Raw genomic sequence first — 23,254 nt, 5'->3', positions numbered from 1 at the left:
AGGCCGACTCCCGAAAATCAGGGGCGGCCTCCGCGGCTGCGGTCGATGGAAGGTCAGGCCGGCGGTTCTGCGAGCAGCCACGGCGCGAAGCGGGCCAGCAGCTCGTTGACGGCAGGCAGGGCCATGACGCGGGTGATACCCGCGCACGCGGCCAGGACGACCGCTATCGCGCCTGTGGCGGGGATGCCGCCGGTGACCACGATGATGGGGATCAGGGTCACGAGGGCCAGTACAACTTGGAACACGGTGCGTACGGTCGCGCGCCACGGGTATGCGGTCTGCGACGGTGCGGGCGCAGGCAGGGAATGGTCACCCATACGGGGGCTCCTTCAGAGAGGGGGTCGTCAGGCGTCGAGCTTGGCGAGGATGGCGTCGAGCTTGGCGTCGAGGGCCTTATCTCGCTCGTCCTTTGCGCGCCGCCAGCGGTCGAAAGACTCGACCTTGCGATCGGTTTCGAGGACGTAGCCGACCAGCGAATCGCGGTAGTCGGACTGGCGGCCCAGCTCGTCCTTGTATCGGGACTGGAAGCGGTAGCCCAGTTCCTTGGTGACGAGGTTGTACAGCTCGTTCTGCTTCTCCTCGGACAATGCCATGAGGAAGCCTCCATTTCGGTTCTCGATTTGCGCCTGGACGTCGGCGCGGAAGCGGTTCATGTCGAGCAGGCCGGGGTCCCACTTGCCCTGCTTTCTCCCCGCCCATTCCTTGTGCGCGATAACGCGATCCGCGCCGTAGCCGAGCTTTCGGCAGATCGCGGCGCACACCTTCACGTAGGCCCAGTACTGGGCGTCGCTCCAGCCCTCTTCACCGTTGTTGGCGGCCTCGATGCCGATGGTGTGCTGATTCGCGCCGTCCTCGGGCAGGCCGGGATACGAGCCGTATCCGGCGTGCCAGGCGACGCCGACCGCGCACACTGTGGCCGTGCCGTTCTGCGACAGATGGACTTGCGACAGCGGCCCTTCCAGAGCCGCTGTGCCGTACATGATTTCGCTCGCTGGGGTGCGGGAGCCGCCGGTGTGATGGCAGACGATTCCCCAGATTTCCCGGAAGTCGCCGTGTCCCCTGTCTCGCCACCCCGGCGCTTCAACAACATTCAAACCTTCGGCGCGCAAAACATCTGCGAGCCATACAGGATCGCCGTTCCAACCCACTGTGGAACCTCCTTTGGTTGAGTAATGGGACGTGCAAATTCGGGACTCAAGTCCCTCGCGCGCCAGACCCTGGGCATGCTCTAATTGGCCAGCCATGAGGAGTCGGGGCCTTGCCTACGGCCTTCGAAGGGACTTACTGTGCTGCACGCACTGGGTGGGGTTTTCGCGATCGTTTCGATTGCGATGTTCTTCGTCGCCTTGATCGCCTTGATACGCGGACGAATCAGCCTGTTGCACATAGGCTCTCGCCTCGCAGGAGTTGTCGCACTCGTCGCATCGTTCGCAGTGTTCATTGCTGCCGGGTTGATGCTGGGGCCGAGCAAATCGAGCACGCCGACCGCCGCGGCTACGGCTACGGCAGCATCCTCGACGAGCCGGAACATCGTGCCGACCACGACGGCTCCGCCGACGCCGCTTACGCAAGCGACCACAGTCGGAGCAACAACCACGACGATCGCACCGTCGCCGACAACGAGCGACGCTCCTGAAGCGGCGCCCGCTGCCCTCTCATGCGGTGATATCGGAGGCGTGTTCGTAGCGCACGGAACGGACGGGCGAGGTGACTGCATGTCAGCCGACCCCCGCCTGAAGTGTCACGTGGCTACAGCCGAACAAGATCCGAACTATGTGGCCGAGATGACGATGACTCCGCCATTCCCAGGCGGCACTGTCGACTACCCGTTCCTGCTCAATTCCGCCAGCAACAAGGATTGTTGGCACATACCGTGAGCTCTACCCCTCCTGTTGGGATCAGCCGGTGCCGTTGGCGATGGCGCGAGAGAGACCGGCGAAGCCCTTCATGCGGTCGATGAGCTTTTCCCAGGCGTCTTTGACTTCGCCGTCGTCGCCGATGGTGATGAACTCGGTGCACTTCTCGTTTCGGGAGTCTTCGACCTCGACGGCGGAGATGTAGTCCTCGATGACCGTGCCCCGGTCGTAGAAGGTCATGATGTCGCCGACCTTGAACCGGCGGCCGGAGCTGTCGTCCTCTCCGAATGAGAAGCCGCGCCCGTCGATTCCGCCGGCCTGGACCTCCAACTTCAGCGATTCGCCGCCGCCTGCCGCTTTGAGTCCGGCCATACCGATAGCGAGCCCGTCGAGTGAGTAGGCGGAGGTGTTGTCCACGAAGATCTCGCCGAACGCGTGCGGGCCGAGATCGGCTTTCAGCTTGTGGTCGTCGAACTTCTGGTAGGCGAAGAAGATGTCGTCGAACAGGTCGCCGACGAGGATATCGCCGAGTGCCGCGCCGGGCAGCAGCCAGTTCAGCAGTGCCTTGATGGCAGCGTTCGCAGCCCATTCGACCACCTGGTTGACGAACTCAGGTGCCTTGCCGCCCACGATCGCGGAGTGCGCTTTCGGGTGGCTGACACCGCGTGTGTAGCTGGTGATGTGGCCGGAGTCGGTGCGCCACTGCATCCAGCGCCGGTCGCGCTTCTTGTGGGTGTCGAAGATGTATCCGGCCTTCTGCGCCTTGCCCCACTGGTCCGGGTCGGCCAGGCCGAGGATGTTGCCGGGGTTCAGGAACCAGAAGAAGTTATCGCCGGACAGGTCCAAGACGTTCTGCAGGCGTGCGAGTGTGTCGGTGTTGAACACCCACGGCGAGGGGCCATCCTTCGGGGTCCACAGGCTGCACGACAGGCCGAGGTCCGCGGAATCGACTGTGGTCTTGTACAGCTCGTCGAGCTGGGTGAACCGGGCCGAGATGATGACCAGTTCGGCGGTCATGTCGTCGATGGCCTTGAGGATGTCATCGAGCGATTTGAGGTCCTTCAGCTGCGGCAGCTCGGGAATCTCGTAGCGGATCGGCAACTTCATGTAGACCGGCTTCTGTAGCCGGATGACATTCTTCGCGAGGAAGTACTTGAACACGAAGTCGGCCGGGCCGAACATGATGTCCTGCTTGCCGGTCAGACCGATCTGGACCTCCGGCGGGAACAGCGGGTTTACCCACGCGAGGATCGTGAGCAGCCAGTACAGGTTGGAAACGCATGTGGCTGTGAGGATCTCTTCGCCGGGCTTGCCCGCGATGGTCGCGGACATGACGCGGCCGTCCCAAGCGATCCCGTTGTAGTAGGTGCGGATCGGCACGACGTCGCGCTTGCACTGCATAAGCCGGGCGGCGAGCGGGTGATCGGCACGTACCTGAATCGTGGCGGTGCCGGGCACATTCCAGAACCAGCCGAACCGGGCCTTGATATACGGGCCGAGCGGGCGGGACTGGGTGTAGTCCTGATTGAAGACGGTGATGTCGAACGCGGGCGGGGTCTTGGTATTCGGTCGCCATCGCGGATTGGGAGGGGCATACGTCGGGGTGCTCATGTGGCGGCCCGCTTGTACTTCTGCGGTAGCCACACTTCGACGCGGCTATCGGTCGTGGTGGCGATGCCCTCGATGTTCAGCGGCACAGTCGTTTTCGGGGGCACGCTCTGGTACCAGGCGACGTTGCCTGCCTTGCTCCACACGTCCTTGTCGGTCCAGTCCTTGATGTGCGGGAACTCTGGATTGGTCTCGACCGTCCAGACTTCGTTGGGCTGGAGCTTGGGCAGTAGCACCTTTTCGGTGCCGACGCCGATCGAGAACGCGCCTGGGCCGGTGAGTCGCCAAAACGGCCACGTAGCCACGTCGCCGTCATTGCGGATGGTCAGACCTGCGAACTGGTTGGGAGCGAAGGCCGGCGGATTGACCGGCCTTGCGTTCCACCAGGATTCGTCGGAGACCAGGACTGCGTCTTCGGTGCACCAGCCGACTGTGTCCAGCAGCTCGTACGGTGGGTCGGACATTGCCGTCTCCAGCCGCACGTATTGCCAGCGGTTGCCGCCGCCGGGGGAGATGACGTGCCATTCGGCGAGATTGGTTCCGTCGCCGAGGCTTTCGCGCCAGGCGTTCCACAGGTCGAACGCTTCTTCGCCTGGCTTCACGGGGCCGACGCGGACGGTGATGCTGATCGGGTTGATTTCTCGGTTGGTGCCTCGGTAGGTGGCACCGGCTTGGCGGGCGTTGGCCTGCCGGACATGAGCCATCGGCGCTCCGCCAACGCCCAGGGGAGCCTGGGCGAGGCGGAGCGGGCATTCGGGGTCGCCGAAACGCCAGATGGTTCGGGGCTGTCCGGGATACTCGACGCCGCGCAGCTCGTAGCGAACTGCCATTGCAGCTTCCCGTCTAACGAAGAAACCGGAGCCCTAGAGCCCCAGCTTGGTGATGTTGATGTTCGCGGTGCGTGCCCCGGAGTCGATGTCGACCGAAACCTCTACGGGGTTGGGCTTTTGGGCCGCTGCGACGATCTCGTCGAGCTTCGAGCCCAGCTCCTCCAGCTGGCCGTCCAGTCCCGGGATGGCGGTGTTGCTGGTGTCGAAGCCGACGAACTTGCCGTCTTCGTCCCAGCCGGACCGCAGCGCGAGCGCGCCGCCTACCAGGAGGCTGATCGCCCGGTAGGCGTCCTGGGCGCTGCCATTGAGCCCGCCGGACTTGCCGGGGGTCGACAACGGGATATCGCCCTGGCCGCCTTGAGTGATGACGCTCCACGAGCCGGTGTGCACACCGCCGTCTCCGGAGCTGCCCACACCACCGAAACCGCCGTTGGCGTACGGGCTGAGGGAGAATCCGAATCGGTCGGCGACCTTGCGCAGGATGTCAGTGGAGCGGGCGCGCTTAGCGGCAGAGAGAGGGATGTATGCCTCGCCACCGGTTTCGGGCTCGGCCCACACCCGCATGTCGCCGCCCTTGGCGATCTGCGCGACGTGATTCTCTGAACCGTCGGCGAAAAACCGTGCCGAGAAGCTGGCCAGAGGTGTCCGCTCGGTTGTCCTGCCGCCCAACGAATCCGGCCAGTTCGTGACGTAGACGCGGGTGCCGTCACTGCCGCCGATCACGCTGTCGCTTGAGCTGGCGGACGGATCGGACTTGCTGCCGTTCTTGCCTTCCAGCGTTGACGGGCGGCCCTTACTCATTCCCGCGTCGCCGCCCAGCACGAAGAATGCGTGGTCGGTGAACATCGGGTCGTCCGCGCCGGTCTTGCCGCCGATGACCACTCCGTCAGACCCGTTGGACTCGAAATTCGTTCCGTCGGGGAAGGTTCCGGCGGTATGTCCGCCACCGGGGCCACCGTTGACCCAGCCAATCCGCAGGGTGCCCAGCTCACCGCGCCCCAGCTGCGCGCCGAGGCCGGTCAGCCATGACCCTTCGGTCGCTGTGGCCATCCGCGAGCTGTATGCGTCCAGGCCTATGGCCTCATTGACCACCGCGGATACGAATCCCGAGCAGTCGAAACCGTCCGGGCCGAAACCGCCCATCTGGTAACGCACTCCGGCCATTCGCTTGGCGAACGCAGTGGCCTCATCCAGACCGGCCTTGCCGACCTGGCCGGTGATACCGCCGTCCGCGAACCGAAAGAGGTCGTAACCGAATCGATTGGCCACGTCGGACAGGATCGACACCGAGCGAGTGCGCTTCGACTGTGCGAGTGGAATGAACGCCTCGCCGCCGGTCTCCGGCTCTGCCCACTGCACCAAACGCCCTGTGGCTGGCTTGATTTCAGCGGTATCGGGCAGCTTGCCGTCCGCGTACCGGTCCAGGTCGACACTGCCGCCCGCGTGCGCCGTGCCGTCGGGCATGACCACAGGGCCTTGTACGAGACCCTGATTCGGGTCCAGACCAGCTGCCCGTGTCGCCTGCACTCGAACGTCCTGGATCTCGTTCGTCGTGTAGGTGGTGATCTTCTTGCCGTTGTTCTGGGCCACGAACGCGTCCAGAGTCTTTTGCGCCTCTTGGGTATTCGCGGTGATCTTCGATTCCCCGGTGGGCAGGTGCTCGACCTTGAAACCGAACTCTTCCAGCCGCGCCTTGGCCTCGTCGGTAAGCGCCTTGACGACCAGTTCCTTGTCATCTGGAATCGCTTCGACGGTGCCGCCGAACAGGCGCGTCATCTCAGCCGCTCCGGCGGCCTGTTCACCAGCGTTGCGAACCGAGTCCCGGATGCCGTCGATCTTCGGCTTGGCGCTGTCGAGCGTGTCAGCCAGTGCGCGGGCCTTGTCGGCTGCGCCGTCGACGAATTCGCCGTACAGCTGGGTCGCAGACCCAGCACTCTCGATCGCCTTTCCCGCATCCTTCATACCGGGGATGTGCTTGATGATGCCGCCCAGCTTCTCCGAGAAGCCGCCGAGGCCCTTCAGCGCGCCACCGAGGGCGTTGCCGATCCCCTCTTGCATCGACGCGAACGCGCGCAGTGCGCCCGACGCGAAGGTGATCAGTCCGTCGAGACAGGCGAGTCCGGCGTCAGCGAGGTTGGTGAAAAACGAGATGATCTCGGGCTTGTGGGTCGAGACCCAGTCGGCGACCTGCTGGAGCGTGGGGCCGAACGCTTCGCCGAGGGCGAGCTTGATGTCATCGGCAGACATGGTGATCGAGTTCTTGGCCGCCTGGAAACGGGAGGCCGCATTGTCGCCCATCGTCGTCATCGCGTTGTCAGCGGCGCCAGCGACATCGCCCAGCATGGCGACCGCCTTGGAGGGGTCCCACTGGCCGAACGAGTCGATGAAATCGCCTGCGGTGTCGCCGAGCAGGGCCATCGTGATCTGGTTGCGTTCCAGGGGGTCTTTCACCTGGCGGATCGCGTCGAAGATCTGGTCGAAGGCGGCCTCGCCGGTCTTGCCGCCCTCCTTGAGCTGGTCGAACAGGTCCTCAGCGGGCAGTTCGAGGCTGGTGATTGCCTCTTTGATCTTGTCCGGCTCCTCGGTCATTCGTCGGCCGAACTCGCGAATCGCGTCGCCCGCGCGGTCCGCGACGTCGACACCGTTCTCCATGGCCTGCGAGATCAGGCCCATAGCGAATTGGCCGGTGAATCCAGTGTTCTTCCAGCCGTTGGAGTACTCGCCGATAGTGTCGAGCATGTCGTGGCCCGCGTCAGCGCCGCGCTGGTAGCCCTTGATGATCAGGTCGAACGCTTCGCCGGTATCGGCGACCAGACCGTTGCGGATGAGGCCACGGACAGCCTTGACGCTGGCTTCCATGTCGCCGCCGATGAGTTCGTTGACGGCGGTCAGCTTCTCCACCAACGGTTGCATCTCGGTGGCGGATTCCTCGCCGTTGAGCAGCCCGCCTTGCATGGCCTCCTGGATGGTCTCCATGTTGGCCGTGACCGATTCGCCCCAGCCGTTCGAGAACGCCTCGCCCGCAGCGGTTCCGATGACACGCATCGTCTGCTCGTTGACGCCGAGGCGGGCTTGGATGAAGTCGCGATCCTTCTCCATCTGCATTCCGTCGCTAATCGCGCCAGCCAGCACGGCACCCGCCGCGAGGCCGATACCGGCGACGCCGACCAGCGCCATCGCGATAGGTCCGCCCTTGCCGCCGAGGCCCTGGAGTTTTCCTGCGAAGCCACCGACGAACGAGTCCCCGAAGGACGAGCCGGTCGAGGCCGCGCCTGTGGCGCGTTCTCCAAGTCGGCCGAGCGCTTCTGAGGCGCGCGTCGCCGATTGCGCCAGGCCGGCGGGCAGGTCGATTCGCCGAGTTGCGCTGGCGGCCTGCCCTGCTGACCGTTCGATGCGGTCGACGTCGCGCGCTGCGCCTTGTGCGGCGTCTCCGACTCGTCCGATATCGCGGGCGGCGTTGCGTGCGCCGAGTCCGCCTCGTTCGATGCTGGAGCCGGTGTTGCGGAAGCTGTTGTCGATCTGACCGGCGGCCCGTTCGGCAGCGCCGCGCAGGCCAGTGAAGCTCAGTTCAGCACTGGCCATTCGGCGTTGGAAGCGGGTGTCGTCAAGGGTGAGTTCGGCGTAGATTTCGCCGACACGTGTTGGCATGTTCGGCTCCGTTCAAAGTTAGTCGGCGTGACTGGCTTCCGCCTCGTCGTCGGCCTTGGAGTCGAGAAGTGCCTGGATGTCGACGAAGTCGGCGAGCTGGGCGAACTGCCAGTTGGCGCGGCCCATGCTGGGGCTTCCGCCGAAGTGCAGTAGCGCGGTGCGGCCCGCGTGCATCGCCATGGTGTCCGCGACGCCGTTGCGTGCCATCTGTTCGCGGGCGGGGCCGAGAATCTTGATGATTTCGTCGTATTCGTCTGCTGCGGAGAGGGTTTCGTCGATGATGAGCAGTCGGAGCCGGTCGGCTTCTGTGATGCCGGGGCTCTTGACCTTGTAGATGACGCCGCCGATGGGCAGCGAGAGGTCCGGATCGTAGAACTCGGATAGGTCGCGCAGCGCGGCCATAGGTGTAGTCCTCACACGGTTGGGGGAAGGATTGCGCGGTGTAGCCGCGTGCCGGGCGAGCTGGCGAGGTCGCGGATGCGCACCTCGAGCCAGCGCCACGGGCGGTCATGCAGCACACCAGAATTGACGTCCACTCCGTATGCGGAGTGCATGTCGAGTTCGATATCGCGCCAGCACGCAAGCACTTCTCGCCACGAAAGGGTGGGAGAGATGGCGTTGACCGGGGCCATCTCCGGCGGGTTGAACCAGGCGCGCAGTCCGCTCGCCGGGTCGACGGGGCCGCCGCCCGGGTCGTCCGGTCCGAGATAGCCGGGTGCTGAAGTGTCCACGGCGACACCAGGTTCACCGTCGCCGTCGGGGTCGATCTCGCCGTTCCAGAACGCCGCCGCCGCGTCGGGGCTCTTGCCGAAATGCAGCAGGGCCGTACGCCCGGCCAGGGCGATGATGGTTGAGTCCGCGCCTAGCCGGTCGAGCTGGTCCCATGCTGCGCCCAGCAGCCGCCGAACCTCGACGCGCTCCACCTCGGGGGTGAGCGCGTCGAGATCGGCGAGGAGCCTGCGCAGTCGCAGCCCGTCCCAGGCGGAAGGGGATGCAATGCGCACCTGATGGCCGCGCACCGGCAGATACAGGTCCGGGTCTAGGAACTCGTCGAATTCCTGCACGATGCGTGCCTTTCCGGGGGTCAGGCGACGGTGACGATGCCCGACGGGGTCAGGCTGGTGCCCGATGCGGTCACGGTCGAGACGGTGCCGGGCAGGTTCACGGTGTAGGGGCCGCCCGCACTGCCGGTCACTTCGGCCTTGCCAGCGCCGACGGTCGACAGAGCTTCCAGTGCGGTCTTCACCGCAGCCGCGGTCGCGTTGTAGGCGATGCCGGGAGTGCTCTGGCCGTCCACGGTGACGGTGAAGGTGCCGCCGGTCGAACCGCTCGGCAGGGTGATGGTCTTCGCGGTCGGGGCGGTCGGCTTCGCGATCTTCTTGTGCTGACCCTTGCCGGTCAGGGTGCACGTGAAGCCGTACAGGCCCTCCTTGTCGTCGGCAGCCGACACCCAGGACGCGGCGAAGTAGCCTTCCTTGGCCTCGTCGATGCCGTCGGTGCGCCAGTAGCGGACGTGTGCGGTGTTCGCGGCACCGATGTCCTCGCCGTGGCTGCGCAGCTTCTCCTGACCGGGGTCAGCGACGAAGCCCGCCGCGAGATTGCCCTTACGCAGGCCGGCGATTTCCAGGTTCTCGCCGATGGCGGTCGCGATCTGCGACTTGCGGCCGTTGGAGTGGATATCGCCGTCGTCCTGGAGGGTGATGTCGTTGGACGGCGAGACCTTGTTCAGGCCCATGACGAACACCCACTCGGGGGTGCCGGACTGGGCGGTGCCGTAGTTGATGTCTACCTGGACGGCGTAGTCGCGGGCGAGCGCGGTCGCCATACCGGCCGAGTTGGGGGCCTGGAGAGTGGTCACGGTGTCGTGCCTCCTGGGTTGAGGGTGAAAACGTAGGAGTCGGCGCGCTCATAGCGGCCGTTGGAATCCGGGGTGGTGATGCCGCGAACCTTCCTGAGGCACAGCAGCACTCGCACTCCGCCGGGAAAGGTCAGATGTGTTTGGTCGTGCAGGATGCGGCTGGCGGCGTCTGCGGCGGAGTCGACGGCGCGCGGGTCCTTGCCTGCGGTGCGCCAGCGCAGCTGTACGTACAGGTCCGGGTTGTGGTCGTCGCGGTCGAACAGCTCGTCATAGACGGTGACCGCCAGTGCCGCTTCTGGTTTCGCGGGCAGCAGGTTGAAGAACACTGCCGGGGTATCGCCGTCGGGATATGCGCCGACCGACTGGTAGCGGGCCATACCTGCGCTGTGGAGGTAGCGGGCCAGCGCGTCGACGAACTGGCCGGTGTCGGCACTCATGATCCGAGCCGTCTCGTAATAGCCGCTCCTGCAATGGCTTCCAGCTCCGTACCGAACTGGTTGAGCGGCTTCTCCAGGTACTTCGCGGTGCGGCCGTTCGCGTGATGAAGGGTCAGGTCCTCGTGCTGGCGCAGCGCGTACGGCGTGTTGAATCCGACGCGGGCCTTACCGTCGCGCACCTCGGCGGTGCCGGAGTTCTGGAGGGTGCCCTCTTCGATCGGCACGAGCGCATTCGCTTGCGCGAGCAGCACTTCCGCCGCCTCGAACAGTCCCTTTTCCAGACCCTCGCGGGCGGCGGCCGAGACCTGCTCGCCGTCCCATCGCATCGACAGCGCCATCGCGCGGCCTCCTTCTATTCGAGGTAGACGACTTGGGTGTCCGGGAATGGCGGGCCAGCGTGGGACACGGAGACGGACACGACATCCGCAGTGCCTCCGCCGAATTCAGCGGGCAGTGTCACCTCTGAGCCGGGCGGTATCGGGGCGGCCGTCGGAGGGAACACAACCGAGGTCGACGAGGTGACCTCGTCTCCGCTGCCATCGCGCACAACCTGCCGCTTGGAGGCGACGTTGCAGCGCTCGCCGGTCGGCGTTTCGTACTCCGGTCCGGCCGCGCCGTTGCCGACGTAGCGGCGCACCAGAACCCAGTGGCGCCAGAACATCGCGAGCGGGTCATTCATCGCCGGGCCACCTTTGAGGAAGCGAGCCCGGCATTGCGCAGCTCGGTGCGGGCGGCGTCGGCCAGCTCGGTGAGCAGCCGTGCGCGGGCGGCGGCCTGGTCGGCGTTGGTATAGCTGACCGACGATCCGTTTGTGGACGCGGAAGCGACCGTCGGGGCGAGTCCGGCCGCACCTGCGAGCGGGTTGATGGCGTTGCGGATCCACTCGCGCACCTGCACGCACGTCGCGACGGTGAGAGCGTCGGCCAGCACGGGATCTGTGGGGATACCGGCCGGGGTCGCGTCGTACATGTCGTTCTTCGTGGCAGCCCGCACAATCTGTGTGGCTTCCTGGATATAGCGGGCGGCGTCGCCGTCGGCGAGCTGGTCCAGCTGCGCCGCGCTGACATGCTCGGCGAGCTGGTTGAGCGTGGCGTATGTCAGCACGTCGAAACCCCTTCGTGGATAAGGTGAAAGCGCGCTCCCAGCCCGTTATCCGCAGGCTGGGGGCGCGCTACTCAATGACGGTGGATCAGGCCGGCGGAGCGACGAGAACCGACGCGGAGGCAAGGCCCTCGGGGCGGAAGACCTTGCCGCCGTAGATGTTCACGCCACGCACGATGTCGGCGAACCGGTTCGGGTCGCGGATCGTCTCGACGTTGGACAGCTGGTTGGCGAACGACAGGGCCTCGGAGACACCCGCGACGATCACGTAGTCGTCCTTGGCCGCGCCCGCGCCACCGACCTTGTTGATGTTGTTCGACTCCAGGATGTCGAAACCGGCCATACGGCCGACGGTGCCGTTGAGCAGCGGGCCGACGCTGCCCAGCTTGTCGGCACTGATGAAACGCTCATCGAGCAGCAGCGGAGACAGCAGCTCCGGCGGGATCGCCAGGTAGCGGCCATTCTTGGTGACCGAGGCGCGGTCGAGCTTCTCGCGCAGCTTCACCGCGACGCGGTACACGCTGAGCTGACCGGCGGTCGCCTTCTCCGGCTCGCCTTCGGTCACAGTGATGCGGCCCAGCTGGTTGCCCGCCAGCACACCAGCGGTGAGCTGCTTGTACAGGAACAGGTCGACCTGGTTCTGAAGCTTGTAACCGGCGCGGGCAGTGGCCGGATCTTCGAAGTTCACAGCCGACTGCAGCTCGTCGACGTCGTTGACGCGGAACGCGAAGTAGTCGCCCTGGTCGATGATCATCGCGGTCTCTGCGTCCGACAGATCCTCGACGTCGAGGTTGGTGTTCTTGTCGTACTTCTTGACCGTCGGGTCGCCGATGGACGAGACGTGGACGGTGTCGCCCTTCTGGCGAATAGTGCCCTCGTACTTGCGGTTCGCCACCTTGGGCTGACCGAAGACCAGGTCAGCCTCGAACGGGACGAGGACCTGATCGGACCAGAACTCGGGAATGAAGTTGATAGCCATGTGGCCACTCCTTGAAGAGGGTGCGGGTTACTTGCGGCCGAGAATCTGGTTGGCTCGGCCTTCCTTGACCGCCTTCACGCGGTCGGCCGGGGAAAGGGCCTGGTACTGCGCGTAGGTGAGCTGACCGGAGTTCTCGCCCTTGCCATTGCCGGTGTCGGAGCCGGACCGCTTGGGCGGCTTGGGCGGCTCGGCGACGGCGGCGAGACGGAACTTCGTCGGGTTCTTCTCGACGACCTTGGTGATCTCGGCGGCCACCTGGGCGGCGAAGTCATCGGCGGCGTGGTCGAGCTTGGACACGACCGAAGCGAATGTGCGGGAATCGAGCAGCGCTTCGGCGTCGAGGTCCTTACCGGCAGCGCGGTAGACGGCCAGCTCGACGCGAGCTTCGTTGGCGTCCTTGACCGTTGCCTCAAGCTGGGCAGTCAGCTTCTTCGGGTCGTTGGCGTCGTCGTCGGAGACGAAACCGAACAGCTTGCCGACCTGCTCTTTGAAGGCGTCGAGATCGGTTTCGGCCTTGCTGGCGCGAGTGCGGTACTTCGCGGCATCGTTCCGCGCGGATCGCAGCCGCGGATCGTCGGCCTTGCTGCCCGTCGGCTCATCGGCCGTGCCTTCATCGCCCTCCGGGGCATCGACCTTGCCTGCGCCCTGTTCGTCGCCCTGCGGCGCTTCTGGGGCGTCGGTGTCGGTGTCGACGTCGTCGCCCTCGGGTGCGGTGGTCACGTCGGTGGCTGGCTGGGCAGTGGACATGGCGAACCCTCCTGGGGTGCTGGGTGATTGGTGCGTCCGCTCCGGGCGGGTGCACGAAAGACGCCCCGCCAGCGAGGGCGGGGCGTCGGTATGAGGTGGTGGCTGTTAGTCGGCGGCAGGCACGTCGAGTGCGTGTTTCAGCCTGCCGCGCAGCCACATTCGGGCGAGTAGTTCTCGCGGGCTTCCGGCCGGGGCCGGGGTGTATGGGTTGACGGCGTCAGCCTGTCCGGCGGCGGCCTGGCCTTCCTGATAGGCGCGGTGGAGGTCGCGTCCGCTCATCGCAGGAAATCCCCTCTCGCGCTTCGTATCCGGTCGGCTTCTTGCGGGTCGAGCAGGTCGGCTTTGAACTCGTCGAGTGTCGGGCGGCTGTGCTGGTCCCAGTAGGCGCGCAGTTCCTCGGAAGCGTACTTCTCGGCGGTCGTGGCGTTTCCGAACCACAGCGAGCGTGGGTCGACCCCGGCGGCCTGTCCGGCCTTGGACAGCATGTAGCCGTTCGTGGCTTCCTCGGCCGAGAGCCAGTGCGTGTAGGCGTTGTCCTTGAACGCGTGGCGGGCCAGGTCGTTGAACGACTTCCCCTCGTACCCTTGCCCGCGCAGCATCGAGATAGCCGCTTGGGAGCGTTGGGCTTTCACCGAGATGCCGTAAGCCTTCTCGACGGCGGATTCGTGGTCCCAGCCGTCGGCCATGAGCTCGTCGTACTTGCGCTCATATCTGGCCCACCGTTCGGCCCGTTTGGCGGCGAGCTTGCTGCGGTGCTGGTCCTCGGCCTCGATGCGGTCGAGGAGATCCATGTCGAGGTCGTTGACGGCCTTCTCGGCGAGGTCGGCGAGTTCCTTGTCGTCCAGTTGCTCGAGCTCGCGTTTGCGGCGCGTCAGCTTCGCCTGCGCCTGGGTCACCGGCGGCTTGGCCGGGAGTCCGGGCGGGTTCGGGTTGCGGGTCAGCGTGGTCAGCGTGTTCGCGTTGCTGGCGTCGCCGTCGCGCAGCCGCTCGCGGTTCGGGCGGCGAGTGACGCCGGTCCGGTCGACGTGGTCGCGGATCGCGGCCTGGCGTGCACGGACTTTCGCCGTGGCGGCCTTCTTCGCGTCCGGGGTGATGGCGGCGGCTTGCTGCCGTTTCGCCTCGCGCACTTGCCGTTCCATGCGGCGAAGCTGCTGCTCGTCGGCGTATCCCTGCTCGTCGTACGGTTCGACCTTCGGGCGAGGTGCGCCCGGAACCCACAGGGTGTGAGTGTGTTTGCAGTTCGGGTGATGCAGGCCGGCGCTCTCCGCTTCCCGCATGGACGCAACCACTGTTTCTGTGACAGGGGTGCCAGTGAGCGGGGACGTGGCTTCGACCTTGCCATTCGGGGTGCGGCCGGTCAGCGAGACGATGCGGCCCTCGAACCGCTTGCACTGCGGGGCAGGGCGGGGATGCGAGGAGATGACGACCAGGTCGTATCCGCGCTCCAACAACCGGTCCGTATGGCCCTGTTTCAGAGCGCGCAGAGCTGCTGTGCGGACGGCCATTTCGGCGTAGGTGTCGATGCGCCAGTTCCGTCCGGCCTTGTCACGGAAGCTGCTGATCCCGCGCGCGGCGAACTGGTCGAGGGCGGCTTGGGTCGCTTCACGGCGTGTGCCGACGCCGGTCACGACGCGGCCCGCCACATCCGCGACGACCTGCCGGTAGCTGTCCACTGTCGATCGCAGGATCTGTGAATGCGTCGACACGACAGCCGCGGTGGCTTCCGCTGCGAGGGCGGCGACCGCTTCTTGGGAGATGACCGGGGCGGGGGCGCTGGACGGCGGCCCCGGAATGTCGCTGTCGGCGGCAGCGACTCCGGTTGCGTGCGCGGCGAGTAGCGTGGCCTCGATCTGCTGTGCGACAAGCGGATCGAGGGACAGCAGGAACCCGCGTGCCTCCTTCGACAGGCGGGCCATCTCGCCGAGCTGCACGCTCACCCACTGCGGGGTGTCGATGCCCTTCTCGATCGCCTTGGCGACGCGGGCGAGCAGCTGCACTTCGGCATCGGCGTAGATCTGGGCGACTCCGTCTTGCAGTCCTGCGACGGCGGCGGGCTCGAATGCCATGAGCACACCTGCCTTCCGTTATGCAGCGAACGGCAACCCGTCGCCGTCGTCTCCGGTGTCGTCTGCTGGTTCTGCCTCGTCGGCGGGCTCGTCGGCCTGGTCCTCGGTGTCGGGGTCAGGCTCAGGGAATGGCTGGTCCGCGCCCAGCATCAGCGGGTCAGCGACCGCGCCTTCGTCGAGGATGCGAGCCACCTCGTCGGCTACCTGGACATCGTCGTATTCCGGATTCAGGTAGCGGACCTTCCACTCGGTCGAGGCCGCCTTCGCGGATTCGATCGACTGGAGGGTTTGTCCCTTGGACTGGACCGATTCGCGGGCGGCGGGCGGCCAGTGCACTTCGAGTTCCTGGCTCAGGACCGCGTCGGTCTCGAACACAGCGGCGTCCACCTCGATCAGCGTGCGGGCGGCCCGCGCGAGGACGGACTTCCAGATTCCAGAGCGCGCCTTGAACGTCGCGGTGCTGGCGTCCTTCTTCGCGTCGACCTCGGTCGCTGTCATCGCCGCAGCGGAATCGTCAGCGAGACCGAACGTGTACGGGGAGAACCCGACTCGACGCAGGATCGCGCGCAGGAACCCTTCGCCGGTGCGGAGGTGGTCGTCGACTCGGATCGCGAACTGGTGCGCCTCGATCACGGGGTTGCCGTTGGGGACGCCGCCGACCTTCTCGTACACCTCCTGCTCGACGTTGAACGTCGAGCCCTTGCCCGGCCCCTTCACCTCTAGCAGGTGCTCGGAGACCATGAGCCGGGCCTTGGCCAGGCGCACGTCCCGCGCCAGCGACGAATAGGTTTCGTCGATCTGGTCCATGAGGCCGATGACGGCGGGGTCTCCGATATCGGAGCGGCCGAAGTGCTGAAGTGTGCCCTTCCCACGAAACATGGGGTTGGGCAGTGCATTCGGGAAATAGAAGGCGGTCAGGTTCGCGCTGCCGGTGTCGACGTAGCCCTCTTCGTTGACCGGAATGCCCTTGGTCTCAGGGTGTTCGGTCAAGTCGATCTGGCGGCCGAGTGTCACGGCCGTGCCTTCGTAGAGGCCGTGATAGATGCGGCCGTAGACCTGCGACTGTGTGCCGTCGGAGTAGTACTCGATGTAGCCGGGCTCGTGCCGTTCCAGGTGGCGCAGCACGCGGTCTTCGGCTTCGTTCTGGTCGACGACCTCCCAGAAGGTCACTGCGGATAGCTCGCCGTAAATGAACTCCGGCACAGCCTGATCGGCGTCGACGAAGTCGAGCCAGGCGTGATCCTTGACCGCCGCGTTCCAGACGATGCGCGCGTAGACGCCACCGAGTGCCGAGCCGGCCTCGGCTCCCTGGAGCATCGCCGAATGCATCTGCGGCGAGTTGAGGATCTTGTCGACCCGTTCGCGGGCCTCGTCGTTGGCGTCCTCGTCGTCGGCGGCGATACGGAACGCAACCGGGTCGGGCAGCAGCAGCGACGCGGCGGTCTGCACGATGTCGGCGGCGACAGGGATATGGATTTGCCGGATCTGGTTCGACACATCGGGTTTGGTGCCCCAGAACAGGCGCTTGATCCGATTGCGCAGCGTGCTGCTCAACCCTGTGCGGGCGGGCTCGCCGTGGCTGGCGGACAGCTTCTCGGCGTCGCCTTCCCACCACACCTGACAGGTGGCGAACATCTGGAATGCGGGTGCGAGGTGGCGGGGCGGCCACGGTGTGTTGGCGTTAGGCAACGGCATGTCTACGCTGCCTCCTTGGCTGCGGGGATCGGGGTCCGTAGTTGTGAGAACCAGGCGAATTGCGAGGACGCGACCGAGTAGCGCAGCGCGTCGCAGAAGTGGTCGTCGAGCTTGACCGGCTTGTCGAAGCCCTTCTCCGATTGCTTGGAATCCCAGACGTAGCCGTGGATTTCGGTCAGCAGCCGTTCGCAGCGATCGGAGATGAGCAGCTGTCCGGTGGAGAACAGGGCGGCGACGGTGCGGATGCCGTCGAGCACTTCGTTGGTGGCGTCGGCGACGCGGGCGGTGTCGTCGCGGTACAGCTGGAGTTTGAAGCTCGCGGCGGCCGGGTCGACGAACACCCATTCGGGGTCATGCTTGGTGTCGCGCAGCCATTCCGACAGTGCCGCAGACAGTTCCGCGTCGGTGCCGCGCGGCGGTACCCATTCGTCAATGGCATAGAGCCGACCGTCCACGCCGAGCCCGAGCAGGATTCCGGCGGTCGGGTTCGTCGTGCCGTAGTCGATGCCCATCGCCAGCACCCGCGACATCGGCGGAAGCTCCTTGTGCGGAACACGGTGCTTCGCCTCATCGAACGCGGAGTAGATCGCGCCGTCGGCAACAACCCACTTGCCCAACACGAATCGCAGGTACCAAACGCCGGTGTAGCTGGACTTCAGCGAGGCGACGAAGTCGGGGTCAAGGTTCGGGTTGTCGTCCAAGATGAACGTGAACCGATGCAAGTCCAAGGGCCGGTCCGGATCGCCGGCCTGGAGCCGCGCGTAGTCGGCGCGGCGGTCCAGGATGCTGCCGTTGTCCTGAATCCAGAACTTCGCCCGGTCGAGCCATTGCGTCTTGAACCAATGGCGGGGCGACTCCGGGTTGCCGGTCGCAAACATCTGCGCACCCGGTACGGAGAGCCGGGAGAACAACATGTTCCAGTAGCTCTCGGGCAAGGTCGGCGCTTCGTCGACGTACGCCCCGGCCAAGGTGAGGCCCTGGATCTTCGTGCGGGCGGCCTCGTTGTTCGCGCCGACGAGAATCACTGTACGACCGCAGATGTTGACGGTGCCGTTGCCTCGGTTGATCGAGACACGGCCCGGTCCGAGCATGTCCTGAATCGGCAGGACCAGGTTGTTGATGATCGTGCGCTCGGTGCGGCCGGTCATGAGCAGCGTGCCGGGCGGCCCCTTGCGGCAGTAGCGGATCCAGTCGATCAGCGAGCAGATCGTTTTCGATGAGCGGACGCTTCCCTCGTACACATTCAGGCGAGCGGTCGAGTTCGCCACGGCGAGACGCTGTTTGCCGACGAGCGGCCGGATCGCGGTCACGCCGCCTCACCTAGGTTGTCGAGGTCGCTGGCGCCGCTGCCGAGCATCGCGTCCAGCCACGCGTCCACGGCGGGCATGTCCTTGCCGTCCTGCGCCATCTTCAGTACGGCCAGCTGGTCGAGACCGGTGTACTTCGTGCGGCGCTCCATGATTTTCAGCGCACGGTCGATCGCCTGTAAGTCGCCGCGAGATGCCTGTCGCCAGATGCCGAGCAGCATCGCGTCCAGGCGAGATAGTTCGAGCTGGAGTAGCGACTCCGCGGGCTCGCGGGTCAGTTCCTTCATCGCCTCATCGACGTACGCGTGCGCGGTCGACGTCGAGATGTCGAGGGCCTTCGCGATCTGCCGATAGTTCGCTCCGGTCTCGCGCAACTGAAGCGCTTGCGCCATGCGTTTGCGTTTGTCGATGGATACGGGGCTGGTCTTGCTCTTGCCTGGCACCTTGGGTGCCTCCTTGCCGTACGCCGGGCGCACCCTGGCGGCCGGATCGGGGGCCGCGCCGAGTGAGCTGGCCGCCCTCGCCCGTCCCCGCGGCGGCCGGACCTCATCCGCCAATCAGCGTTGAGAATGTGTGCGGGGGCGGCCTGCCGGGGGAGGGGCGAGGAAGCGAGACGCCCACGCTGCGACCAGCGAGGGGCGCTGGGAGCGTGGGCGTCTGCTGAGGGCGCGCGGCGTTATCTCGCCTGCTGCTGCCCTCGGATCTATCCGGCGTGCGTGGTGTGGATGCACGACGCCGACGGCTTGAGTTTATCGGCGATGCTGCGATACTGCGGAATTGGAGTCACGGGCTGTCGGTTGTGTCGGTCCGGGGCAGGCGCATCGATGCGATGGTCTTGGCTTCTTCGAAGTAGGTGGTGGCCTCGTCGAAGAGAGATTGCGCGGCAGCGTAATCGCCGAGGCTGGCCAAGTGTTCCGCCATGGCGGCAGTGTTGTCGGCTACTTCCAGGGCCGCTGTGTACCGCTCGTCAAGCCGCTGGTGCCATTCGGCGATGCTGGTCGGTCGTGGAATGAACAGGCTGGGAAGGCTGGGTAGGCGGGGATTTAGGTTGGGCATCTGTGGTTCCTTTCGGTTGGACGGTGGCGGCCGTCGGAGCGATTACACATTAAGTGAATACACGGATTTCCGCTAAACCGAAAAAGCGATCGAGTCATACATCACCAACCTGTTCACCCTGCTTGGGTAGTGCATCAATCTAATGTACTATGGCAGATAGTTAAGCAGCAGGGGCCGCCACCCCGAAGAGAAAGGGACCAACAATGCGATCAAATATCAGACTGAATTACGTCGCAGACGAATTCGCTGAAATGTTTGCCAAGGGCGACGTTTCGCGTGCGGTCGCGACAACCTTGCAGTGCACCGAGGTCGAGGCCCTGGCCGAACTCCTGCGCGCGGCTGGCCGGTCCAACGCCGCCGACTACTGGATTGAGGACCACGCCCTCGACGACGACTGCGGCGACATGCACCACACGTGCAACGACTGCCTAACCGAGAATGAAGAAACGCTCGATCCGAAGCCAGCGGAACCGCACGCCGAGAACCACACGGTCGCAACCAAATCGCGGCAACGCTGGGCTCGCTGGATCGACGGGATACGCAATAGGTGACCGAAACCAGAATGCCCCGGACTGATTCAGGTCCAGGGCATTCTGTCATCAGGCCGAGAGCGGCACTGGCCGCGACCGCACGCCTCGAGCGCGATGTAGCGCCAAGACGTCACCGAGACGGAACACCGTGACACCCGCTTCGGTGTGGCCCGCCAACTTGCCGCTCTGGTGCCACTTCGAGATCGTCGACTCCTTGATCGGCGCACTGTCGAAATGCGGTAAAAGCCGCGCCACCTCGGCTGCTGTGCCCGAAACCTGTTGCGCTTCCTGCCACATCCAGGCGCGATACTCGGCCGCCTCATGCTCCCGCCCACACACCCGGCACGGCACCGTACGCAGGTGCTCAGGCGCGGAGACAGGAGCCCCGCAATCGAAGCAGTAACCCGAGAACCGAAGGCCGGCAGGAGCGTCCACGGCTCCCCATGCCTTCGTGATCTCGCGCATGACCGAGCGGACCCAGAACTCCGCTCCTGTTCCGCGGTTGATGTGTGGGAGCTGCTCGAGGATGGCCAGTGCAGCATTTCGCGGTGTTAGAGCGCGTGGCGCGTACGGCACCGGGGTAGCGGCGTAGCGGAGGGCACGTAACAGCGCACGGCGCTGTTCACTGGCGCGGTCGTTGAGGATCAGTGGGCGGTCATGCCCACTGCCTGCCGATCCCTCGCGGCGAGGGATCGTGACATCGGTTTTAGTGATCGTTACGTCCAGCTGGTCGAACAGCTCCGGAATGCGCCGCAGGTCTCGCGCGAAGGCGGACAACAAGGCATCGGATACGGCGGGCAGCGGGATCACCTCTCAAAGCAGTTGGTCGGCTGGCGCATTCGGGTGGACGAACCTCACGGGTGCGAGGGCATCCAGGTATGTTGCTCGGCGGACCGGATTCACCTTCCGGCCGGGCCAATGCTCGGATTGCCCGGCGAGGTATCGCTTCTTGATGGCGTAGAAGCCGCCGCGTTGCGTCTGGGGGTCGGGTCGGTGCCCGGCGCGAACCCAGGCGGTGTACTCATCCCACAGGTCCGGTTGACGAAACCGCATATGCAGAATGAGATGGCAGGTGATGCACAGCGGTACATATGTTTCCGGCCGCGAATAGTCCTCGAGGTGGCCGTGGACCGCACCGTCGCTCTGCGCGCATACGGCGCATTCCGACGGAGGTTCCCACAGGCCGGATGTCCACATCGCGTGGAGTTCGTCCTGGACCCGTTGCCGGTATTCGCCGTCGAAACCGTTGTACGTGGACATCCCCATGGCAGAGCTACTCCTTCAATGTCAGGTAAACGCGATGCTTTCCATCGAAAGTCGTTGCCTGCCAACGCTCATCGAATCCAGCAATCTCGTCGTTAACTGAGCTTAGCCTGTGTCTCGAACCCTGCCGAGGGGCACGTCCTTCCAGAAACGTATGTCGCACACCAGCTTTCGCCAGCGTCGCACCCAATAGTTCGGGCGTCACTCCTGCATTGTCCAACTCTGGCAACACTCGCCGCGCCACAACGACTGTCACGCCGTTCTCGCGCAAGAATTCGCCGAACTCCGGCATCTGACCGGGCGTAAGCATCCAATGCCGCACCGGCATGTTCGGCCCATAGGTGCCCGCGGTGCGTCCGGCGTCGATCGCGGTGGCGTCGGCTTCGACGGCGTGAACCACGAATTGGGCTCGGTGCAGGCGCCGCGCCAGCAGGCCGGTGGAGGAGCCGAGATCTAGCACCGGACCGTCCGCGGGGGACACCTCGGAGCGGATCAGGTTGTAGATGTCGTCATGAATGCGCGGGAATCGGCCAGACCGTTGCCAGTCGTACAGGTGCTCGGCACTGTCGAAGCGGCTCACGCGGCAGACTCCTTCGGGTACCAAGCCGGCGAGTACGCCCACTCATTGATCTTCCTTGCTGTGAACACGCCATCCTGGGCCAGCAGGTCGACTTCCGTTCGAGTGCCACCGATCTCGGCCGCGATCTGGTCGGGATCCATGTGATGGGTGTCGAGCAGCTCGCGCACGATGGCCGACATCTCGACAGCGGCATGCGAGCCCTTCGCACGGTTAATGCGGATCGTCATCAGCATGGCCGTCGGCTTATCGACATCGAGCACGGCGACCGGGACGCGGCCCCTCCACCGCTGCCGCACCAACTTGGAGTCCTGAGACAGCCGCCAACGGTGAAAGCCGTCGATGATGATGCGGTCCGGGTTCACCATGAGCGGCTGAATCCAGCCGGTCGACAGCAGCGACCGCTCCAGCAACCGCAGCTCAGCCTTGTGTACGCGATTCGGGTTGTAGGTGTTCGGGTCTAGGGTGTCAGCCGGGATCCACTGAATGTGGTCGATCGGGTTCGCGCCCGCCGGGGTCGGCGCCAGGCGCGGAAGACCTTCGGTGTTGCTCACTTGGAGGCCCTTCTCTTCTGGTCGGCCTTGGTCAGGGGGGTGATGGTGCGTTTGTAGGCACCGGCCATGAATTGCTTGAGGACGTGGTCGGGCGGGTAGGCGGCAGGGTTGCGAGCGGCCGTGATCCGGATCCGCCGGAGTACCTGGAGCGCTTTCTTCTGCTGTGCCTCGTCAGTGATGGTCTCCTTCACATACGCCTGCACACCGTCGAGCGATTGCCCATACCGCTGCGTGAGCGCGCCCCGGTCCAGCTCGGTGTAATAGCGTTCCTGCACAGCCATTTCCGGCACGAGCGAGATCACCTGCTCGTAGAAGGTGGGTGCGTAGGCGCGAAGGCGGCCGAACGTCTTCGCCGACTCGGCGTGCAGCGGAGTCGAAACCCGAAGCGGTGTACCGGAAAGCACCTGCGCGTCGTAGATCGGGCAGTACAGGATGGCTTTGTCGTAGAAGTACCGGAAGATGTCGTTCTCTTGCCAGTCGAATAGTGGCTTTATGGTCATGACGCGGGGGTCTTTGGTGGCGTTGATGTAGTTGTCGTGCAGCTTCGCCTTGAGCGCGTTGAATCGCATGATGGACTCCGCGGCTCGCACCCCGGTCACGATCGCGACTTTGCCCTTTTCGCCGCGCGAGACGACGGTGTCGGCGGTGTACTGGTCCAGCACCAAATCAGCGGGCAGGCTCAGCTTCTCGGGCGTGAGCGCCCACTCCGGCACGGGCCGCATGTGCTCGCGGGCCGGGTCCCACTGGATGTAGCGGGTGGACTGGCCGAGGATGTACTTCGTCGACTCCAGCGGCACGCAGTACCAGCGTAGGTCGATCCAGTCGAGCTGCCGGTACTTGTTGACGAACTCGATGACCTGATCGGGGATCAGCTCCTCGTCGCGGAACACGACCGTGATCGGCCGGGTGTCGCTACGCTCCAGCGCGACCTCGCGCACCAGGTGCAGAGCGGCAAGGGAGTCCTTGCCGCCAGAGAACGCGACCATGACCGTGTCGAACAGGTCGTAGACGCGGTGCATCCGCTTCTTCGCCTCCTCGTACACGTCAGTGTCTATGAAGCCTCGGACGCGCGCCATCAGGCGGCCCTCTCCTGGGCGGTGGCTTCGAGGTATTCGGTCAGCCGCTCGGCGACGGTGTCTCTG

At 65.3% G+C, this 23,254-nt stretch carries 28 protein-coding genes; 3 read left to right on the top strand and 25 right to left on the bottom strand.

What is annotated here, in order from left to right; translation table 11 throughout:
- Positions 1-53 precede the first annotated feature (53 nt).
- Both ACIA76_RS16320 and ACIA76_RS16315 read right to left on the bottom strand, forming a co-directional pair.
- The gene (locus tag ACIA76_RS16320) at positions 54-317 is read right to left on the bottom strand and encodes a hypothetical protein (protein ID WP_397152621.1); all 264 of its coding nucleotides are present in this window, start codon (positions 315-317) and stop codon (positions 54-56) included.
- Positions 318-344: 27 nt separating this feature from the next.
- Positions 345-1,148, bottom strand: a complete 804-nt coding sequence (locus ACIA76_RS16315; protein WP_397152620.1) for an N-acetylmuramoyl-L-alanine amidase — start codon at positions 1,146-1,148, stop codon at positions 345-347.
- Positions 1,149-1,286: 138 nt separating this feature from the next.
- Between ACIA76_RS16315 and ACIA76_RS16310 the strand changes: the two genes are divergently transcribed.
- A complete protein-coding gene (locus ACIA76_RS16310) occupies positions 1,287-1,877 on the top strand; it encodes a hypothetical protein (RefSeq protein ID WP_397152619.1) in 591 nt (196 codons plus the stop codon).
- A 21-nt stretch (positions 1,878-1,898) separates the two neighbouring features.
- Here the strand turns inward: ACIA76_RS16310 and ACIA76_RS16305 are convergent, their stop codons facing one another.
- The 17 genes from ACIA76_RS16305 to ACIA76_RS16225 all read right to left on the bottom strand — a co-directional run bounded on the left by ACIA76_RS16305 (position 1,899) and on the right by ACIA76_RS16225 (position 18,575).
- Positions 1,899-3,314, bottom strand: a complete 1,416-nt coding sequence (locus ACIA76_RS16305; RefSeq protein ID WP_397152618.1) for a hypothetical protein — start codon at positions 3,312-3,314, stop codon at positions 1,899-1,901.
- Positions 3,315-3,463: 149 nt separating this feature from the next.
- On the bottom strand, positions 3,464-4,294 hold the full coding sequence (locus ACIA76_RS16300) for a hypothetical protein (protein ID WP_397152617.1): 831 nt from the start codon (positions 4,292-4,294) through the stop codon (positions 3,464-3,466).
- Positions 4,295-4,327: 33 nt separating this feature from the next.
- Positions 4,328-7,942 (bottom strand): phage tail tape measure protein, encoded by a 3,615-nt coding sequence (locus tag ACIA76_RS16295; RefSeq protein ID WP_397152616.1) that lies wholly within the window; start codon positions 7,940-7,942, stop codon positions 4,328-4,330.
- Between the two features lie 18 nt (positions 7,943-7,960).
- Positions 7,961-8,344, bottom strand: coding sequence for a hypothetical protein (locus ACIA76_RS16290; protein ID WP_397152615.1), 384 nt, complete (start codon positions 8,342-8,344; stop codon positions 7,961-7,963).
- Positions 8,345-8,355: 11 nt separating this feature from the next.
- Positions 8,356-9,006: a hypothetical protein gene (locus ACIA76_RS16285; RefSeq protein ID WP_397152614.1), complete on the bottom strand. Its 651-nt coding sequence runs from the start codon at positions 9,004-9,006 to the stop codon at positions 8,356-8,358.
- Positions 9,007-9,026: 20 nt separating this feature from the next.
- Positions 9,027-9,800 (bottom strand): phage tail tube protein, encoded by a 774-nt coding sequence (locus ACIA76_RS16280; RefSeq protein WP_397152613.1) that lies wholly within the window; start codon positions 9,798-9,800, stop codon positions 9,027-9,029.
- The gene (locus ACIA76_RS16275) at positions 9,797-10,237 is read right to left on the bottom strand and encodes a minor capsid protein (protein ID WP_397152612.1); all 441 of its coding nucleotides are present in this window, start codon (positions 10,235-10,237) and stop codon (positions 9,797-9,799) included. The genes ACIA76_RS16280 and ACIA76_RS16275 overlap by 4 nt, the downstream gene beginning before the upstream one ends.
- Entirely contained in the window at positions 10,234-10,575 is a 342-nt protein-coding gene (locus ACIA76_RS16270; RefSeq protein ID WP_397152611.1) for a hypothetical protein, read from the bottom strand. Before ACIA76_RS16270 ends, ACIA76_RS16275 begins: the two co-directional genes overlap by 4 nt.
- Positions 10,576-10,589: 14 nt before the next feature.
- A complete protein-coding gene (locus tag ACIA76_RS16265) occupies positions 10,590-10,916 on the bottom strand; it encodes a hypothetical protein (protein WP_397152610.1) in 327 nt (108 codons plus the stop codon).
- Positions 10,913-11,341 (bottom strand): hypothetical protein, encoded by a 429-nt coding sequence (locus ACIA76_RS16260; RefSeq protein ID WP_397152609.1) that lies wholly within the window; start codon positions 11,339-11,341, stop codon positions 10,913-10,915. Before ACIA76_RS16260 ends, ACIA76_RS16265 begins: the two co-directional genes overlap by 4 nt.
- Before the next feature lie 85 nt (positions 11,342-11,426).
- On the bottom strand, positions 11,427-12,317 hold the full coding sequence (locus tag ACIA76_RS16255) for a phage capsid protein (protein ID WP_397152608.1): 891 nt from the start codon (positions 12,315-12,317) through the stop codon (positions 11,427-11,429).
- Positions 12,318-12,344: 27 nt separating this feature from the next.
- The gene (locus ACIA76_RS16250) at positions 12,345-13,064 is read right to left on the bottom strand and encodes a hypothetical protein (protein WP_397152607.1); all 720 of its coding nucleotides are present in this window, start codon (positions 13,062-13,064) and stop codon (positions 12,345-12,347) included.
- Between the two features lie 105 nt (positions 13,065-13,169).
- Positions 13,170-13,343 (bottom strand): hypothetical protein, encoded by a 174-nt coding sequence (locus ACIA76_RS16245; RefSeq protein WP_397152606.1) that lies wholly within the window; start codon positions 13,341-13,343, stop codon positions 13,170-13,172.
- A complete protein-coding gene (locus ACIA76_RS16240; protein WP_397152605.1) occupies positions 13,340-15,130 on the bottom strand; it encodes a phage minor capsid protein in 1,791 nt (596 codons plus the stop codon). The genes ACIA76_RS16245 and ACIA76_RS16240 overlap by 4 nt, the downstream gene beginning before the upstream one ends.
- Before the next feature lie 18 nt (positions 15,131-15,148).
- On the bottom strand, positions 15,149-16,765 hold the full coding sequence (locus ACIA76_RS16235) for a phage portal protein (protein WP_397152604.1): 1,617 nt from the start codon (positions 16,763-16,765) through the stop codon (positions 15,149-15,151).
- Positions 16,766-16,827: 62 nt separating this feature from the next.
- Complete coding sequence (locus ACIA76_RS16230) at positions 16,828-18,135, bottom strand: PBSX family phage terminase large subunit (RefSeq protein WP_397152603.1); 1,308 nt, start codon at positions 18,133-18,135, stop codon at positions 16,828-16,830.
- The gene (locus ACIA76_RS16225; protein WP_397152602.1) at positions 18,132-18,575 is read right to left on the bottom strand and encodes a helix-turn-helix domain-containing protein; all 444 of its coding nucleotides are present in this window, start codon (positions 18,573-18,575) and stop codon (positions 18,132-18,134) included. The genes ACIA76_RS16230 and ACIA76_RS16225 overlap by 4 nt, the downstream gene beginning before the upstream one ends.
- A 1-nt stretch (position 18,576) precedes the next feature.
- Here ACIA76_RS16225 and ACIA76_RS16220 point away from each other — a divergent pair, with 1 nt between their 5' ends.
- Entirely contained in the window at positions 18,577-18,699 is a 123-nt protein-coding gene (locus ACIA76_RS16220; protein WP_397152601.1) for a hypothetical protein, read from the top strand.
- 216 nt (positions 18,700-18,915) lie between these two features.
- Here the strand turns inward: ACIA76_RS16220 and ACIA76_RS16215 are convergent, their stop codons facing one another.
- Positions 18,916-19,188, bottom strand: a complete 273-nt coding sequence (locus ACIA76_RS16215; RefSeq protein WP_397152600.1) for a hypothetical protein — start codon at positions 19,186-19,188, stop codon at positions 18,916-18,918.
- A 203-nt stretch (positions 19,189-19,391) separates the two neighbouring features.
- On the opposite strand from ACIA76_RS16215, the gene ACIA76_RS16210 reads away from it, so the two are divergent.
- On the top strand, positions 19,392-19,739 hold the full coding sequence (locus ACIA76_RS16210) for a hypothetical protein (protein ID WP_397152599.1): 348 nt from the start codon (positions 19,392-19,394) through the stop codon (positions 19,737-19,739).
- A 48-nt stretch (positions 19,740-19,787) separates the two neighbouring features.
- Here the strand turns inward: ACIA76_RS16210 and ACIA76_RS16205 are convergent, their stop codons facing one another.
- Genes ACIA76_RS16205 through ACIA76_RS16185 form a run of 5 tightly spaced genes read right to left on the bottom strand, consistent with a single transcriptional unit; the run spans position 19,788 to position 23,155 of the window.
- Positions 19,788-20,528 carry a hypothetical protein gene (locus ACIA76_RS16205; RefSeq protein ID WP_397152598.1) on the bottom strand — a complete coding sequence of 247 codons (741 nt, stop codon included), beginning with the start codon at positions 20,526-20,528 and terminating at the stop codon, positions 19,788-19,790.
- Positions 20,529-20,531: 3 nt separating this feature from the next.
- A complete protein-coding gene (locus ACIA76_RS16200; protein ID WP_397152597.1) occupies positions 20,532-20,984 on the bottom strand; it encodes a hypothetical protein in 453 nt (150 codons plus the stop codon).
- Between the two features lie 7 nt (positions 20,985-20,991).
- Positions 20,992-21,561: a hypothetical protein gene (locus ACIA76_RS16195; protein WP_397152596.1), complete on the bottom strand. Its 570-nt coding sequence runs from the start codon at positions 21,559-21,561 to the stop codon at positions 20,992-20,994.
- The gene (locus ACIA76_RS16190; protein WP_397152595.1) at positions 21,558-22,112 is read right to left on the bottom strand and encodes a ParB N-terminal domain-containing protein; all 555 of its coding nucleotides are present in this window, start codon (positions 22,110-22,112) and stop codon (positions 21,558-21,560) included. The genes ACIA76_RS16195 and ACIA76_RS16190 overlap by 4 nt, the downstream gene beginning before the upstream one ends.
- Positions 22,109-23,155: a phosphoadenosine phosphosulfate reductase family protein gene (locus tag ACIA76_RS16185; RefSeq protein WP_397152594.1), complete on the bottom strand. Its 1,047-nt coding sequence runs from the start codon at positions 23,153-23,155 to the stop codon at positions 22,109-22,111. Before ACIA76_RS16185 ends, ACIA76_RS16190 begins: the two co-directional genes overlap by 4 nt.
- Positions 23,156-23,254: the final 99 nt, after the last annotated feature.

It is taken from the genome of Nocardia sp. NPDC051570 (genome assembly GCF_044454005.1).
In the GTDB taxonomy this organism is placed as follows: Bacteria; Actinomycetota; Actinomycetes; order Mycobacteriales; family Mycobacteriaceae; genus Nocardia.
This window is presented reverse-complemented; position numbering and strand designations above follow the sequence as displayed.